Annotated in this window: 3 protein-coding genes (1 of these 3 running past the window's edge); all 3 read right to left on the minus strand. The window is 73.1% G+C overall.

Annotation, left to right across the window (positions count from 1 at the left end):
- Tightly spaced (each overlapping or abutting the next), the 3 genes in view from AB0J95_RS26015 to AB0J95_RS26025 form a layout consistent with a single transcriptional unit that may run on beyond the window.
- The gene (locus AB0J95_RS26015) at positions 1–7,197 is read right to left on the minus strand and encodes an SDR family NAD(P)-dependent oxidoreductase (RefSeq protein ID WP_364762814.1); all 7,197 of its coding nucleotides are present in this window, start codon (positions 7,195–7,197) and stop codon (positions 1–3) included.
- On the minus strand, positions 7,197–11,099 hold the full coding sequence (locus AB0J95_RS26020) for a beta-ketoacyl synthase N-terminal-like domain-containing protein (RefSeq protein ID WP_364762817.1): 3,903 nt from the start codon (positions 11,097–11,099) through the stop codon (positions 7,197–7,199). The genes AB0J95_RS26015 and AB0J95_RS26020 overlap by 1 nt, the downstream gene beginning before the upstream one ends.
- Positions 11,096–18,105, minus strand: the final stretch of a protein-coding gene (locus AB0J95_RS26025; RefSeq protein WP_364762819.1) for an amino acid adenylation domain-containing protein. Its footprint extends 16,282 nt past the window's final position; the window shows 7,010 of its 23,292 coding nt (coding positions 16,283–23,292); its start codon lies off the right edge, out of view; the stop codon is at positions 11,096–11,098. Before AB0J95_RS26025 ends, AB0J95_RS26020 begins: the two co-directional genes overlap by 4 nt.

Genomic DNA, 18,105 nt, shown 5'->3' on the forward strand with positions numbered 1-18,105 from the left:
TCAGGCGCTCGCCCGGTCGGCCGGCACCCAGTCGGTCAGCGCGCGCCGGTTGGCCCGGTCGCGGTCCTCCGCTGCCGTCGTGGCGGACTTGCGCAGCCGCAGCAGCGCCGGACGGGCCCACCCGCGCCTGCGCGGCTCGGCGAGCCCGGCATGGTGTTCAAGCACCGCGGGCGGTTCGGTGATCTGGTCGATGACGAGGCGCGCCGAGCCGAGCAGCGCCACCCATGAGTCCACACTGGACACGAGCACGCCCGCGCCGCGGTCGTCGAGGTCGCCGCGCAGCGTGCTGACGTGGTCGGCGAGCAGCACCCGGCCGCCGTCGATCAGCGCGGCGTCGATCCTGGCGAACAGCTCCCGTTTGCGCCGGACACCGGCCAGGCCGCCCAGCGCGACCACCAGGTCGTAGCTGCCGGGCAGGGTCTTGTCCGGATCGGCGGGCACCGAGTGCACGACCGCGCGGCCCTGCTGGGCGGCCAGTTTGGTCAGCCGTTGCCCGCCGGCACCACCCACGTCGGCGATCGCGCCGACGCCCGCCAGGTTCTCCGGTGCAAACAGCGCCGCCCACGGATCGCCGGACGGACCTCCGGTGGCGGCGGGTACCGCCTGGGCCGCGGGGATCCGGTCGGCGAGCAACCCGAGCAGGTGCCCGGCCAGCGCGCCCGCGGTGGCCTGGTCGAACACCAGGGTCACCGGCAGCCGCAGCCCAGTCGCCTCGTCGAGCCGGTTGCGCAGCTCCACCGCGGTCAGCGAGTCGAAGCCCAGCTCGGCGAACCCGGTGTCGGCGTCGATGTGGCCGGCCTCGAACCCCGGCAGGATCGCCGCGATCTGCTCGCCGACCAACGACAGCAGCACGTCCCGCCGTCCGCTCGGTCCGGCCGCCGCGAGCCGGTCCAGCAGCGTGCCACCAGCCGGTGCTTGGGTGGGCTGCGGCGCGGGCGCCGGGGCTGCCTTCGCCGTGCCCACCAGGCCGCGCAGGATCGGGTGCACGGGCGCCGCGGCCAGCGCGGCGAGGTCCAGCCGCATCGGCACGGCGAGCTCCGCGCTGCCCGCCAGTGCGGCGTCGAACAGCAGCATGCCGTCCTCGTCGGACAGCATCCGGAACCCGCCGCGGGCCATCCGGGCCGCGGCCTGCTCGTCGAGGTCCCGCGTCAGGTCGCTGACCGTGGCCCACAAGCCGAACGCGATGGACAGCCCGGGCAGGCCGTCGGTGCGGCGGCGCCGGGCCAGTGCGTCGAGGAACGCGTTGGCCGCGGCGTAGTTCGACTGGCCCGGGTTGCCGAGCACCCCGGCGGCGCCGGAGAACAGCACGAACACGTCCGGGTCGGCGGCCCGGGTCAGCTCGTCCAGGATCACCGCCGCGTCGAGCTTCGCCTTGAGCACCGGCGCGAGCCGGGCCCGGGTCTGGCCGCGCAGCATGCCGTCGTCGAGGGCACCGCTGACCTGCACCACGCCGGTGAGCGGGTGCTCGGCGGGAATCCCGGCCAGCAGCCCGGCCACCTGGTCGCGGTCGGTCACGTCGCAGCGCACCACCCGGACCTGCGCGCCGCGGGACCGCAGATCCGACACCAGCCGCGCCGCGCCCGGCGCGGACTCACCGCGGCGGGAGACCAGCACGATGTGCCGGACACCGTGTGCGGCAACGAGATTACGCGCGACCGTGGACCCGATCGTGCCGGTGCCGCCGGTGACGACGACGGTGCCGCCAGGCCGCAACGACCGGGGCATGGTGAGCACGATCCGGCCGACGTGCCTGCCCTGGCTCATGGTCCGCATCGCGTCCCTGGCCCGCCGCACGTCCAGCACGGTGCGGGCGGGCGGGGGCAGCTCGCCGCTCTCCCACAGCGGCATCAGCTTGTCGAAGATCTCGCTGATCCGTTGTGGGCCGGCCTCGACGAGATCAAAGGCCTGGTAGCGAACGCCGGGGTGGTCGCGTTCGACGTCCGCCGCCGGCCGGATGCCGGTCTTGCCCATCTCCACGAACCGGCCGCCCCGCGGCAGCAGCCGCAGCGACGCGTCGACGTGTTCGCCGGTCAGCGAGTTGAGCACGACGTCGACACCGCGGTTGCTGGTCTCGGCCGCGAACGCCTCGGCATAGCCGGTGTCGCGTGAGGACCGGATCAACGTGGCGGGCACGCCCATCGCCTGAACGTCCGCGTGTTTGGCCGGGCTCGCCGTGGCGAACACGTCCGCCCCGAGGTGGTCGGCCAGGCGCACCGCCGCGCTGCCGACACCGCCCGCCGCGGCGTGGATGAGCACCGACTCCCCGGCCCGCAGGCCGCCGACCTCGACCAGGCCGTAGTACGCGGTCAGGTACGCCACGGGGACCGAAGCGGCCTCGGCATAGGACCAGCCCGCCGGAATGCGCCGGACCGTCCGCGCGTCGGTCACGCAGACCGGTCCGATCCCACCGGGCATCAGGCCGAACACGCGGTCGCCCACGGTCAGCCCGGTGACACCCGGCCCGACCTCGGTGACCACGCCCGCGCCCTCGGCACCGAGCACCAGGTCGCCGGGGTACATGCCCAGCGCGCCCAGCACGTCCCGGAAGTTCAGGGTCGCCGCCCGTACCTCGACCCGGACCTGCCCCTCGGTGAGCGGGCGGGCGGCATCGGGCGCGGGCACGAGGGCGAGGCTGTCCAGCGTGCCCGGGGCGGTGCTGTCCAGCCGCCAGGCCTGGGTCTTCGGAACCGCCAGACCCGGGTCTTTCGCAGTCTGCACAAGCCTGGGCACGAGCACACGGTCGCCGCGCAGGGCGATGTGGAACTCGTCGGCCGCCACCGCCGCCGTGACCGCGTCCGGCACGGCCGCGACCGGGCCGTGGCGGTCCAAGTCGACCAGCACGAGCCTGCGCTGGTGCTCGGACTGGGCCGCGCGCAGCAGGCCCCAGGCCGGTGCGGTGGCCAGGTCGGGCACTGCCTCGCCGGGTTCGACCGCGACCGCCCCTCTGGTCAGCACGACCAGGCGGCGGCCCCGGTTGGCCGGGTCGGCCAGCCAGTCGCGCACGGTGTCCAGCAAAGCGCCGGTGGCTTCGTGCGCGGCGGGCACGAGCTGGGCCGTGGACACCGGCACATCGGCCGGTCCACGCAGAGACAGAATGTCGTACTCGCCGCGCTCGGCCGCAGTGATCACCGAGCGGATGCCGTAGCTGTCCGGTCCCAGCACCGACCAGGTCGCTGCCGCCGGAGTGCCGGTTTCGGGCAGTGGCACCCATTCCACGGTGAACAACGCCTCACCGGCCAGGTCCGGCCGCTCGCCGGTGGCCGAACGCAGGACCAGGGAGTCCAGCTGCGCCACCGGTTTCCCGTCGCCGTCGGCGAGTTGCATGGCGACGCCGGAGCTGCCTGCGGCGGTCAGCCGGACGCGCGCCCGGCCACCCGCGCCGGGCGTGTGCACGGACATCCCGGTCCACGCGAACGGCAGCAGTCCCCCGCCGCCTTCGAACCAGGTACCGAACCCCATGGCGTGCAAGGCGGAGTCGAGCAGGGCGGGCTGAACGCCGTAACGGTTCGCGTCGGCCATGCAGTGCGCGGGCAGTTCGACCTCGCCGAAGACCTCGTCGCCCCGGGCCCACACCGCGCGCAGGCTCTGGAAGGCCGGGCCGTAGGTGTAGCCGGCCGCGTCCATCGCCGAGTAGTAGTCCTCCGACGGAAGTCGTTGCGCCCCAGGCGGTGGCCACTCGCTCAGGTCGAACGTCAGCTCGCCGCGCAGCGGGGTGCATGTACCGGTGGCGTGCCTCGACCACGGGCGGGTCTCAGCGGCGTCGGCCGGCCGCGAGGTCACTTCGACCGTGCGCGTGCCGTCTGGCGCCGGTGGGCCGAGCACGACCCGCACGGTGACGACGGCCGAGGCGTTGGTCAGGTCGAGTGGGGCGTGCAGCGTGAGCTCTTCGATCCGCCCGGCGTTCGCGACCGAGCCCGCGCGGCCGACCATGTCGATGAACGCGGTGCCCGCCAACAGGACCCGGCCGTTGACGACGTGATCACCGAGCCACGGTTGGGCCGCCAGGGACACGCTGCCGATGACGGTCACCGTCCCGTCCTCGCCGGTGACCGCACCGGCGAGGTCGAGCATCGGGTGCTCTTGTTGCCGCACAACCGGTTCCGGTGCAGTCGTGGGCGGGTCGGTCCAGTAGCTGGTGGTGGCGAAGGGATACGTGGGCAGGCCACCGAGCCGCGTCGGCGTTCCGTGCTGGTACACCGACGGCCACGCGATCATGCCGCCCGCGGCCCACACCCTCGCCAGTTCGGACAATGCCCGGCCTTTGGCCCGTTCGGCCCGGACCGCGGACGCGGGACGTTGTGCCACACCAGTTTCCACCGCCGAGGTGTCACCGGCGCGCCAGCGGCCGAGCCGGTCGACGAGCTCGGCCACGCTGTCCACGACCACAGCCAGCCGGTACTTCATCGGCTCGCGGCCGACCTGGGTGGTGAACGCGACCCGGGCCAGGTCCACCTGCGGTTCGGCGCGCAGACAGCCGAGCCAGTTGTCCACCGACGCGGCGAGCTGGTCTTCGGTCCGCGCGGACAGCACGAACAGGGCGGGCCCGGTGCCCGGCCGGATCTCGGTCTCGGGGGCTTCCTCGACGACCACGTGCGCGTTGGCGCCGCCCGCACCGATCCCGGTCACACCGGCCCGCCGAGGCTGCCGCTGCCCGCGCACAATCGGCTGTTCCCAAGGCACGGGCGTGTCCGACAGTTCGAACGGCAGCTTGTCGCGGTCGATCGCCGGGTTGATGGTGGCGGGCAACCGGGTCGGTGGCATGGTCCGGTGACCGAGCGCCATGACCACTTTGGACAGTTGCGCGATGCCCGAGGACGCCTCGCCGTGGCCGATGTTGGGTTTGACCGAGCCGAGCCGGAAGCGCCCGGTGGCCTCGGCGCGGCCGCCGAAGACCTGGGTCACAGCGGTCATCTCCACGGCGTCGCCGATCTCGGTGCCGTTGACCGTGGTCTCCAGGTAGCTCACGGTGCTTGCGTCGACGCCCGCCCGGCTCAGCGCCGCCCTGATCACGTCCGCCTGACGCTGGGGGCTCGGGCTGGTGAAGCCGACCGTCCGGCCGTTGTGGTTCACCGCCGTGCCGCGGATGACCGCGCGGATGTCGTCGTTGTCGCGCAGGGCGTCCGCGAGCCGCTTGAGCACCACGACACCGACGCCCTCACCGGGCACGATGCCGTTGCCGCCGATACCGAACGCCGGGCACTCCGGCAGGTTCGACAGCATCTTCACCGCGCCCAGCTCGGCATAGCAGGACGGGTGCAGATACAGGTTCACGCCGCCGACCAGCGCCATCGCGCACTCGCCGGACCGCAGGCTCTCGACCGCCTCGTGCAACGCGACCAGCGCGGACGAGCACGCGGTGTCGACGGGCTTGCTGGGACCGCCGAAGTCGAAGTGGTAGGAGACGCGGTTGACCATGTCGCCGAACGAGGTGCGCGGCAGGTCGACGCCGCGGTCCGGGCCGAGCCGGTCGAAGCCGAGCTTCGAAGCGCCGGCGAAGACACCGGTGGCCCGGCGGACCTTGGGATCCAGCGCGTGCGGGCTGTATCCCGCGTCCTCCAACGCCTTCCAGCACTCCTGCAGGAAGATCCGTTGCTGCGGGTCGGTGTTGCGGACCTCCTGCTCGGTCATCCCGAAGAACTCGGCGTCGAACTGGTCGAAGCCGTCCAGGAAGCCGCCCCACTTCGAATGGCTCTTGGTGATGACCTCCATGCCCTGCGGCTCGGGGACGTAGTGCTCCCGCCAGTCCCAGCGGCGGGCCGGGATCTCGCCGATGGCGCGGCGGCCGGCCATGATCAGGTCCCAGTACCGGCGCGCGTCCGGCGCGCCGGGCAGCCGGACGCTGAGGCCGACGATCGCGATCGGCCCGCCCGTGCTCCCGGTCGCATCTCTGGTGGTGCTCACGGGTGTGTCAGCCTGCGGTGCCACAGCCGGTTTCGGTTCCGCGGTCACACGGGCCGCAGTGGGTGCTGTGCCGACCTGCGGCGCCGCAACGGGTTTCGGTTCCGTTGTCGTGCGGGCCGTGCTGGTCCCCGGTTCGGCCGCAGCCGGCCGGAGGGCGACGATCACCGCTTCGGGGGCGTCGTCCTCGTCCACGCCCGGCGGCAGCGGGTGCACCTGGATCTCCTGGAACCCCGCCTTGCCCAGAGCTTCCCGCCACTGGTCGCACGACAGCAGCGGCGAACCCGCGATCCCCGGCCGTTCCCGCTCCGGCCACCACTCCGGGGTCAGCCCGAACACCATCGTCGAGGGTTCCGGAGCCGACACGGCTTCCGTGAGCACCAACGCACCGCCTGGCTTGAGCATGGCGGTGGCGTTGGCCAGGGCGGCGTCGATGTCCTGGCTGCAGTGCAGGACGTTCGCGGCGAGCAGGACGTCGGTCTGCCCGGCCGCGAATCCCTGGGTTTCGGGGGCCTCGCCGATGTCGAGCACCGCGAAGTCGACGAACGGCTGGGTGAACCGCTGCTTGCCGTGCTGGGTGAACCGGGTTGAGACGTCGGTGCAGGTGTAGCGCAGGTTGTTCGCGTAGGGCGTCAGCGCGGGCAGGATCCGCGCGGTCGTCCCGCCGGTCCCCGCGCCCAGTTCGACCACCGACACAGCCGGTGCGGTCTCCAGCCGTGTGCGCGTGAACTCGGCTGCCACCGCCGCGACGACCGCGCCGCTGTCCGGTTGCTCTTCGGCGATGCCGTCCTCGAACAGGACATCCGAGGCGGGCCGCCGGCCGGTCAGGATGTCCGGATAGGCGTCCAGGCACCGGCGCAGCAGCCGTACGGTCGCAGCGGTGGCCGGGAACTCGGCGGTCAGCCCGTCGGCCATTCTGTCCACATCGGACGCGGGAAGCTCCTTGAACGGATACACCGCAACGACTTCCGTGCCCTCACGGTGCAATGCGCCCGCGGTGACGAGGATGCCGAGCAGGGCGTCGAAGAGCCGCCGGTGCCCCGGCACCACGCCGAGCCGCGCCGCCAGTTCGTCCGGACGGACACGCTCGCCCGCCGCTGTGAACGCGCCCATCCGCCGCAGAACACTTGCCAGGATCCGCCGGGACAGCACAGTCAGCGCGTCCATCCCGCGCTGCACAGCCAGTCCCCGGCCGGGATCGGCGTTCGCCAGCGCGCCCTGCGCCGCTTCGGCGAGCCGCGCCGCCAGCTGCTGCGCACCCCTGGGCGGCCCCGTGGTCGGCTCAATGGTCAAGGTCATCAGCGCGTCACCGCCTGGGAGTAGGGCGTCGCCGTGGCCAGGCGGGCGTGGTTGCCCGCGCGGCGGGTGGCGAGGCCGGTCCTGGTGTCCTTGCGCAGCCGCAGCAACAGGTAGGCGGCGGTGCCGCGCTCCAGGGGCACGGCCAGGTCGGTGTGGAACCGCCACCGGCCCTTGGCCACGGCGTCCAGCGCCGCGGTGTTCTGGTCGACGTCGAAGTCGGCGAGGAAGTGACCGGCCTCGGCGCTCGCGTCCACCGCGTCGTCGAGCACGAAGCCCGCGTCGGCGAGCAGTTCGGCCCACTGCTGCGTGGCCGGCATGACCACGCCGATCCGGTGGTCGGTCACCTCGGCGCCGACGGCCAGGAACTCGGCCAGCAGCAGCCTGCCGCCCTCGGGCAGCGCGGTCGCGATCCCGGTGAGGTACCCGGCCTTGTCCGCGACGAGGTGGCTGCCTTCGATGCCCAGGGCCACCTCGTACGGCGACTCGACGGGCACGGCGTCGCTGTGCGCGACCGTGACCCGTGGGTCGAGGCCGTGCTCCTTGGCGGCCCGCAGGGCCACGTCGGCCTGTGCGGCGTCCTCCGCCCGGACGTGCACACGCAGGGCTCGGTGGCGGGCCGCCAGCCGCAGCCCGGCAGCGCCCTGCACACCGTGCAGGTCGATCAGCCCGCCCACCCGGTCGAGATCCTCGCCGCGCAGCAGGACGTCGAGCAGCTTGGCCTGGTGGTCCCGGACCAGCTCGGTGTCGTCCGGGTCCGACTCCGGGTCGAGCAGCACCCGGCTGGCCGAGAACCCGGTCTCCCTGGCCGGGAACGGCGCCACCCACGTCGGCGCGACCGGCCACTCCGGCACCGGCCCGGCGGCCGCCGGCAACGGGACCGGCGCGGCCGCCCGCGACTCGCCGGGGAAGTCCGCGGCCAGGCTCGCGGCCACCTCGGCGATCGTGCCGAACTCGAACAACAGGGTCCTCGACGCGTCCGGGTACGCCTCGGCGATCCGGTGGTTCACCCGGGTCCGGACCACCGAGTCGATGCCGAACGCATCCCACGGCCGCCACGGATCGACCCCGCCAGGGTCGATCCCGGCCTCCTCGGCGACCACCCGGGACAGCCACCCGGCCACATCTTCCCCGGATACATCTCCCCCGGCGGCAGCCGGTTCCTGGACGACCGCGGCGCTGCCGGTGAGCGTTCCCGACTCGGCTGGGAAGTCCGCCGCGAGGCTCTCGGCGACCTCGGCGATGGTGCCGAACTCGAACAGCAGCGTCCGGGAGGCGTCCGGGAAGGCTTCGGCGATCCGGTGGTTGACGCGGGTCCGGACCACCGAGTCGATGCCGAACGCGTCCCACGGCCGCCACGGATCGATCCCGTCGCGGTCGATCGAGGCCTCCTCGGCGACCACATCGGACAGCCACCCCGCCACATCTCCGCCACCCGCGGGCGAAACAGACGGCTCCGGAGCCGCAGCGGGCACAGCCACGGAAGCGACCGGTGCCACAGGTGCCGCACCCGACGGGTCGGGCGCCCGTAGCGCGCTGCGGCACTCCGCGGGGAAGTCCGTGCTCAGCAGGTCCGCGACCTCGTCAATGGTGGCGAACTCGAACAACAGGGTGCGCGAGGCCGACGGGAACCGGTCGGCCAGGTGGTGGTTGACCCGGGTGCGCATCACGGAGTCCACCCCGAAGGCGTCGAACCGCTCCCACCGGTCGATGGCGGCCGCGTCGATGCCCACCTCGGCGGCGATCACGCCGGCCAGCCACCCGGCGACCTCATCGCGCAGGCCGCCCGGCCCGGCGGTGTCGTAGGTGTCGGGGACGGCGAGCTCGGTGTAGGCCGGTTCCAGGTAAGGCGGCTCGGGGACCGGCGGCACCACCTCAGCGGGGGCAACGGGTCGTGGTGCCTGCCGTTGCCTGCCATGGTGGTTGCGCGCGAACGGGTACCCGGGCAGCGAGACTCGGTGCCCGCCGCACGGCGGCCAGCTGACCTCGGCGCCCTGGCACCAGGCCCGGGCGATGTCCATCGGCGACCCGCTGACAGCGCGCGGGACGTCCGGACGGGCCCGGCCGGTGACGGTGTCCGAGCCGGGACGACCGGCGGCGAGCGCACGCAGGGCGGCCACCAGCGCGGTCACCGATTCGGCCACCACGACCGCGCGCTCGTCCAGCGCGGCCCGGCCACGCTGCATCGTGACCGCGATGTCGGCCAGGCTCGGCGGTTCCCGGCGCGGCCCGCCCACAGGCCCGGCCGGAGCGAGCGAGGAGACCAGGCTGTCCACCGACGGCGCGTCGTACAGCGTGTCCACGGTGACCTGACGGCCGGTCTGGTTGGTGAGCAGGATGGCCAGCCGAGCGAGCTGGTGCGGTTCGGCGCCCTGGCTTTCCAGGTTCTGCTGCCCCTGCACGGCCGAGGGCGCGATCCCGAGCAGGTCGGCGATGAGCCTGCGGATCACGTCCTGGCCGTCGTCGGTCCGCGCGGAGCACACGGTGTCGAGGTGGTCGGCCAGCTGACTTGCTAGCACGCCGAGTCGTTCTTTGTTGCGCGCGGACAACGGGATCGCGACCGGGCCGGGGAAGTGGGACGACGACGTGCGCGGCCGCGGCGGGTACTCCTCCACCACGAGGTGGGCGTTGGTGCCGCTGTGCCCCATCGAGTTCACGGCGGCCAGCCGCGGCGCACCCGGCGTGGCCGGCCACGGGCGGCCGACGGCGTCGATGGTCAGGCCCGACCCGTCGAGCTTGATCATCGGGTTCAGCGTCCGGAACGTCGGCATGCCGGTGAGCCGCTCGTTGCGCATGCTGAGCAGCACTTTGACCAGGCCGATCACGCCCGCGGCGGCGCCGGTGTGGCCGATGCCGGCCTTGGCGCTGCCCAGCACGCAGCCGGCCGGGTTCGGCCGGTGCTTGGCGAAGGCGCGGACCAGCGCGCCCGCCTCGACCGGGTCGCCGAGCGTCGTACCGGTGCCGTGCGCCTCCACGTACCCGATGCGGGACGCGTCGATGCCGTACCGCCGGTACACCGAGTCGATCAGCTTCTCCTGCGCGAGCCCGTTCGGCGCGGTGATGCCGTTGCTGGCGCCGTCGTGGTTGACGCCGGTCGCCCGGATGACGCCCCGGATGTCGTCACCCGCGGCCTCGGCGTCGGCGAGGCGCTTGAGCACGACGACCGCGACCCCTTCGGCGAACACCGTGCCGTTGGCGGAGTTGTCGAACGTGCGGCACTCACCCGACGGCGACAGCACGCCCATGTCGCCCAACAGGTTCAGTGGGTCCTGGCTCAGCCCGACGTTGGCGCCCGCGGCGATCGCGACCCCGCACTCCCCGCTCAGCAGGCTCTGGCAGGCCAGGTGAATGGCCACAATGGACGATGAGCACGCGGTGTTCACCACCATGGCCGGGCCGTGCCAGTCGAGCATGTACGACAGCCGCGCCGCCACCAGGGCGTCGGAGGCACCGGTGAACGACTCGTGCAGGTAGCCGGCCGGCTCCGCGCCCACGAACATGCCGGTGTCCGAGCCGGTCAGCGAGACCGGGTCGATGCCCGCGTCCTCCAGCGCGTGCCAGGCCTCCTGCAGCAGCAGCCGCTGGTGCAGGTTCATCGAGTCGGCCTCGCGGGCGTCGATGCCGAAGAACTCCGGGTCGAAGCAGTCCCGGTCGGTGATCACGCCGCCCCACCGGTAGCCGCGGGCGTTCTCGCCGAGGATCTCGGCGGGCAGCTCGCCAACGCACTTGCGCCCGGCGACCAGGTTGTCCCAGAACTCGCGCACGTCACCGGCGCCGGGGAACCGGCCGGCCATGCCGACGACCGCGATGTCCAATGTGGACGTGCGGGCCGGTGGCGGCGCGGCGGCGCCCTCGTCGCCGGTGAGGTAGCGGTCCACGACGGATCGGAACTCGGTACTCGTCATCGCTGCCCTCCGGTGGTGGTGGTGCCGACCAGGCCGGCCAGGTGGTCGGTCAGCCGGTCGATGGTGGTGTGGTCGTAGAGGAGCGCGGCGTCCAGCTCCAGGCCCAGGTCCTCACCGAGCTCGGCGACGAACGACATCCCGGTGATCGAGTCCACGCCGAGCTCCGCGAACGCCTGGCGCGGCGACAGCTTCTCGGCGGGCACCCGCAGCGCCCGGGCCAGCCGCCGCGTGGTGAGCGCCTTGATCCGGTCGCGGTCCGGTGTGGTGATCCCGGTCCCGGGCTGGTCCGCCGCGGGTCCGGCGGCGGGTTCGGCCGCCGATCCGGCCACGGGTCCGGCAGTGGGTCCGGCGGCAGGTTCGGCCGCGGGCGCCGGTGGCCTGGTGGGTGCCGCTGAGGCGGGACGCAGGCCGATGGTCTGCGCGGGACCGCCGGACATCAGCAGCCGGACAGCGGCGTCGAAGCAGGCGGCGCCCTGTTCGTCAGTGAGGAAGCCGACCCCGGGGTGGTCCGCGGCCGACTCGCCGAACGACGCGGCCCACGCGCCCCAGTTGAGCACGCCGACGGGGAACGGTGCGGTGCCCGCGATGGTCCTGGCGAACGCGTCGGCGAAGGTGATGCCCGCCGCGTAGGCGGGATGCGTTCCCGCACCGCCGAAGGAGAAGGCCTGCGCCGAGGAGAAGAAGCACAGGAAGTCCAGCGGCTCGTCGGCCACCGCGACCGCGACGTGCACCGCGCCGCTGGCCTTCACCTGGTAGTGGTGGCGGAACTCGGCGTCGTCCAGTTCGGTCACGGCACGCGCCTGCTCGGTGATCGTGGTGGCGCCCGCGAACACGACCCCGTTCAGGCCGCCGAGCGCGGCCTTGGCCTCGGCGACCGCGGCCCGGAACCGTTCCGCGTCGGTCACATCCGCGCTGACGTAGAACGGAACGCGATCACCGGAGGTCGCGGCCACCATCGCGGCCTGGACCGCCGGGTGACTCTGCGGCCTGCGGCCCATCCAGGCCACGCGGGCGCCGTAGTGCCGGTGCAGGTGGCGGGTGACCGCCTGGCCGACCACGCCGGCACCGCCGATCACCAGGTACGCGCCGCCGGTTCGCAACCCCGTTCCCGCGGTGGGCGGCTCGGCCTCGTCGAACCGCTGGCGGTACCGCACGCCGTCGCGGAGCAACGTCAGTTCCGCCACCGGGCTGGCCGGTTCGGCGGCGATGGCCGCGGCCAGCCGGGTGAGGTCGGTGTCGCGTGTGGACACGTCCACATTGCGCACCGCGAACTGCCGCTGCCGGCCGGCCAGGAAGTACGCCAGACCGGTCAGGCCCGCTCCCCTGGCGTTGGCGGCACGGCCATCGAGGCCATGGGTGTCGTGGGTGGTCAGGTGCAGGTCGATCCGCTGACCGAGTCCGGCCAGGGCGCGGATCAGGTGCAGGGCAAGCAGTTGCACGTCGGCGTCCACCCGGGCGTGCGGGTCCTCGGGGCCGGCGACCAGGTGTACCCGGCCGACCGCACCGACGTCGGCCAGAACGGCGCGGAAGGCGTCGGGATCGGCGGCCGAGACGACCTTGGCCGAGCCGGTGGCGACGGTGCTCGGGCCGGTGGTCACCGGTACGACGGTGGCTCCCGCCTGGCGATAGTGCGCCGCGATGGCCTCGGCCAGCGTTGCCGCACCGGACTCGACGATCAGCACGCGGCCGCCAGAGGTCCCGGTACCGGTCGCGGGCGAACGGGCCGCCCAGCCCGGCACGCGAAGCATGCCCCGCGCGGGCTCGGTCAACGCCGACTCGGTCAACGCGGGCTGCGCCTTGCCGTTCGCGCCATGACCGTTCACGCCATGGCCATTCGTGCTGTGGCCGTTGGTGCCGTGATCGTTGGTGCTGTGACCGTTGACAGCCTGCGTATGTCCATTGTGGATAGCAGAGTGGCCGTTGGTGACAGCGGTCCGGTCGGCGAACCAGTAGCGCTCCCGCTCGAACGGGTACGTCGGCAGGCTGACCCGCCGGGCCCCGGCGACCGCGGCAGGCCAGTCCACAGCCGCACCAGCGACCCACCGCTCGGCGAGCGCCCGCAGCGCCCCATCGGTGCCGTGCACCCGGATCCTGTCGTCCGCCAGGAACTCGCCGAGCACCCTGGCCAGTTCGGCCACGTCGGCGACGACGAACGCTGCCCGCTCGGCCAGTTCCACGCGGCCGGTCTGGAGCGTGTACGCGATATCGCCGAGCGAGGGCCCGCCTGCCCGGTACGGCACGATTGCCGCGACCTCGGCGGTGCTGTGCGCGGCGGTCAACCGAGGCGGCTGCCCCGACGGCATGAGCGAAGCCAGGTCGTTGGCCAGCTCCGCGACCTCGGTAGGCGTGATGCCGAACTCGTGCCACGGCAGCACCGGGTCGATGTCGGCCGGGTCGGTGCCGAGGACCTGAGCGAGCCGGGTTGTCACTTCGGCGACGGGATCGGCCGCGCCGCCGTGCACGCGGTCCCGCAGCCGGGACGCCATGGTCCGCAGCGCGGGAACCGTGCGCGCCGAAAGGGGAACCACGACCGGCCCGGCCGCCGCAACGGTCCGGGTAGCGCCCGTGTACTCCTCGAGGATCACGTGGGCGTTGGCGCCCGTGGCACCGAAGGAGCTCACGCCGGCACGCCGTGGGCCGCCGTTCGCGGGCCAGGCCGAGGCGGTCCGCTGCAGCCGGAACGGCGTGTTGTCCAGATCCAGCAACGGGTTGACATCGTCCGCGTGCAGCGTCGGGACAAGCGTGCGGTGGTGCAGTTGCAGTACCGCCTTGGTCAGGCCCGAAATGCCCGCGGCGCCTTCCGCGTGGCCGATGTTGGACTTCACCGACCCCAGCGAGACCGAGCCGGGCCTGGCAGCGTCACCGAACGCCGTGACCAACGCGCGCAGTTCGATCGGGTCGCCGAGCGAAGTGCCGGTGCCGTGCGCCTCCAGCACGCCGATGGTCGCCGGTTCGGTGCCCGCGTCCTCGAACGCGGCCTGGACGACCGCGGCCTGGGCCACCGGGTTGGGCACACTGAACCCACCGGCCGCACCGCCATGGTTGACCGCACTGCCGCGGATGACCGCGTAGATGTGGTCGCCATCGCGCTCCGCCGCGGCGAGCGGCTTGAGCACGACCGCGCCCACCCCGTCAGCCGAGACATAGCCGTCGCCACCGGCACCGAACGAGCGGCAGCGCCCGTCGGTCGAGTGCATGTTGACCAGGCCGTAGCCGATGTACTTGGCCGGGTGCAGCGACAGGTTGACACCACCCGCGATCGCGACCGTGCACTCCCCGGCCCGCAGGCTGCGCACCGCGAGGTGCACCGCCGTCAGCGAGGACGAGCACAACGTGTCCACCGCGACGCTCGGCCCGTGGAAGTCGCAGCAGAACGACACCCGGTTGGCGATCTGGCCCTGGCTGAGCCCCAACGGCACCGGGTCACCGCCGCGCGCCAGGTGCTCCACGCCCAGCAGCGGGTAGTCCTTGTGCATCACGCCCGCGAACACACCCCCCAGCCGCCTGCCCGACGGACCTGACGGCGGGCACAGTGACTCCGGGGTGTGCCCGGCGTCCTCGATCGCCGCCCAGCACGCCTGCAGGAACAGCCGTTCCTGCGGGTCGAGGACATTGGCCTCACCGGCCGAGATCCGGAAGAACGACGCGTCGAAGGCGGCCACGTCGTCGAGGAACCCGCCCCAGGACGACAGCGGCCGGCCGGAAGCGCTGCGGATGTGGCCGAACCGCTCGTGGTCCCAGCGATCCCGCGGGATCTCGACGATGCTGTCCACACCACCGAGCAGGTTCGTCCACAACTCAGCCAGGTCCTCGGCGCCGGGGTACCGGCCCGCCATGCCGATCACCGCGATGGGCTGGTCACCGGCCGGGGCCGGGGCGGGTCCGATCGGGACACCTGTGAACTCGATCCGCTCCCGCCTCAGCACGGGCCTCGGCAGCGCCTTGCGGGTCCCCTGCTCGCCGGTCCACGCGGACATGACCACGTGCGCGTTGGTGCCGCCGTCACCGAAGCTGTTGATCGCGGCGACGCGAGGCCCGTCCCACGCGGTCTCCGCCCGGTCGAACCGGAACGGCGAGGCGGCCAGGTCGAAGTGCTCCGGCGGCTGCTGGCCGCTCAGGTACGGCACGCGGCGCCCGCGCTGGAGCATCAGCGCGACCTTGATCAGCCCGGCGATGCCCTCGGCGCACTGCGGGTGGCCGATGTTGGGCTTGACCGAGCCGAGCGCGCACTCCGTGGCGGAGTCCGCCCGGTAGACCGACTGGACGGCTTTCAGCTCGATCAGGTCGGTGACCGGCGAGCCGGACGCGTTGGCTTCCAGGTAGCCGATCTCGTCCGGCCGGTGACCGCTCGCGGCCAGGGCACGGGCGAGCACGGCCTGCTGGGTGACGAGGTTGGGGGTGGCCGGCCCGGCCGTGCGGCCGTCGTTGTTGACCGCGATCCCCTTGACCACGGCGATGATCCGGTCGCCATCGGCGCGTGCCGCGGCCAGCGGCTTCACCACGACGACACCCGCGCCTTCGGCCGGCACGAACCCACCGGCGCGACGGTCGAAGGCGTGGAACTCGGGCGCCGCGGCCAGCAGCCCGCGCAGGTCGAACACCTGGTGCGCGGCCGCCCCCTCGATCAGGGTGACGCCGCCGACCACCGCGGCCTCGACCTCGCCAGCGCGGACCGCCTGCGCGGCGAGGTTCAACGCCACCAGGGCCGACGAGCACGCGGTGTCCACGACCACGCTCGGCCCGCGCAGGTCGAAGTGCCGGGAGATGTTGGCGGCCAGGTAGTTCTGGCCGAGGACCACCGGGTTGCGGCTGGCCAGCACGCTGTCGCGGGCGGGCAGCCGGGCGGTGCGGCCACCGATGTAGACACCGATCTCGCGGCCCTTGACCTCATCCGGGCGGTACCCGGCGTCGTGCCAGGCGAACAGGGTCTCTTCCAGCAGCAGCAACGCCTGCGGGTCCATCGCGGCGGCGTCGGCGGCGTTGATGTGGAAGTGCCCCGGGTCGAACCGCCGGTCGGTCTCGGTGAGCAGACCGGCGTTGAAGCCGCCGCCTTCACCGGGCCAGCGCCCGGCGGGCACCGGCGCGATCGCCGACCGGCCACCGGCCAGCAGCCGCCAGTACGCCTCCGGGTCCGGTGCCCCCGGGAACCGACAGGACAGGCCAATCACAGCAAGGTCGCCGTCACGCCCATCCGCAGCCGCCGGTATCCCGGCGGCCCGAGTCGCGGCGGCAACCGGCTCGACAGCGAGATCCCCGTCACGCCCGTCCACGGCAGCCGGTATCCCGGCGGCCGGTGTCGCTGCGACGACCGGCTCGACAGCAAGGTCGTGGTCGCGTCCGTCCACAGTGGCCGGTGTCGCGGCGGCCGGGGTGGGTGCTCCGGCGGCGGTCTGCCCGGTGGGGGCGCCGAACTTCGACCGCTGCACGTCCGGATGCGTTGCCGCGAGCCATTCCGCGAACCCGGCCGCGGTCGGGTGCTCGATCAGCACGGACGGATCCAGCTCCACGCCAAGCCGTTCACCGGCCGTACGGGTCAGCTCGACGAGCGTGATCGAGTCCGTGCCGTAGTCGTGGATCGGGGTCTGGGCGTCGAGCCGGTCCCGGTCGAACTCCAGGCGTTCGGCGATCAGGTCGAGCAACCAGTCCGCGGCGGCGGACGGGCCCGCGGCGGCAACGGCGGGAGCGACTGGCTTGTTTTCCTTGCGCGGCACGCCGATCTGGTCGAGCGGCCGGTCGTCGGCGGGCACCACGGGCAACACGACCGGCCCGGCCGCACCGGACACGGCGAGATCGAGCACCCGCAGCCCGTCCTCTTCGCGCAGGGCGGCCAGCCCCGCGGCCCGGTAGGCGGGCCCGGTTCCGGCCGCGCCCATGCCGATGCCCGCCCAGCTCGGCCACTGCACGCTGACCACCCGCGGCGACTTCACCGCGAGGTGGTCGAGGTGGGTGTTGGCCATGGCGTAGTCGCTCTGTCCCACGGCAAGCGCGGGCAACGCGGAGGCCACGGATGAGAACAGCACGACGAACCGCACCGGATGCCCGGCGACGGCACGCAACAACGCCTCGGCACCGTCCACTTTGGGCGCGAGCACCCGGCGGACGCTCGCCGGAGTCTTGCGGCTGAAGGAAAGCGTCTGCTCATCGACCACTCCAGCGGCGTGCAGCACGCCACCGACCGGGCCGCTGTCCCGCAACAGCGCCGTCAACGCGTCCGCAGTGCCCGGACCGTCCAACGGCACGGACGCGACCTGGATCCGGGCACCGGTGGTGGCGAGGTCAAGCAGGCCACGGAGTTTGCGGCCCAGTGCGTCATCGTGCCGAGCACGTTCGGCCCACACTGCCCGCTCTGGCAACGTCTCGCGGCCGATCAGCAACAGCTTCCGCACGCCCCATGCCGTGACGGCGTGCCGCGCGGCGGCCAGTCCGACACCGCGGGTGCCACCGGTCACCACCAGCACCTCGTCCGGTCCGAACACCGGAACCGGTGCATCGCCCGGAGTCTGCTCGGACAGCACGGGCCGCAGCCGGTCGCCACCGCGGATGCGCACGCGGTTCAGCGCGTCGGCCGACCGGAGTTCCGCCGCCAGCCGTTGCGCGGCCGTGGTGTCCGGCTCACTCGGGTCGAGGTCGATGTGCGTGGTGTGCACCCGGCTCAGTTCGTTGCCGAGCATCGCGTACAGGCCCGCCACACGAGAGGCGTGCGGACCATCGAGACCACGGGTCACGCCCAGCACACGCGTCGCCTTCGTGCAGGCCTTCTGCAGCCACGGCAACCAGGTGTCGAGGTTGTCGGCCGCGGCATCGCACCCGGTCAGATCGACGATCGTGTCCACAGTGGACTGCTCCGTGAGGACAGTCGCACCCGGGATCAGGCGCGTAAGCTGGTCTGCCAAGGCAGCCGTCGCCGGTGTCGCCAGCACACCGACGCGACCGGCTTCCCCGCCCTCCGGTATCGGTGCGGGCCGCCATTCCTCGGTCAGCAGCCGGACCGGGTTCACGTCGGGAG

It is taken from the genome of Actinocrispum sp. NPDC049592 (assembly GCF_040675465.1).
Classification (GTDB): Bacteria; Actinomycetota; Actinomycetes; order Mycobacteriales; family Pseudonocardiaceae; genus Kibdelosporangium.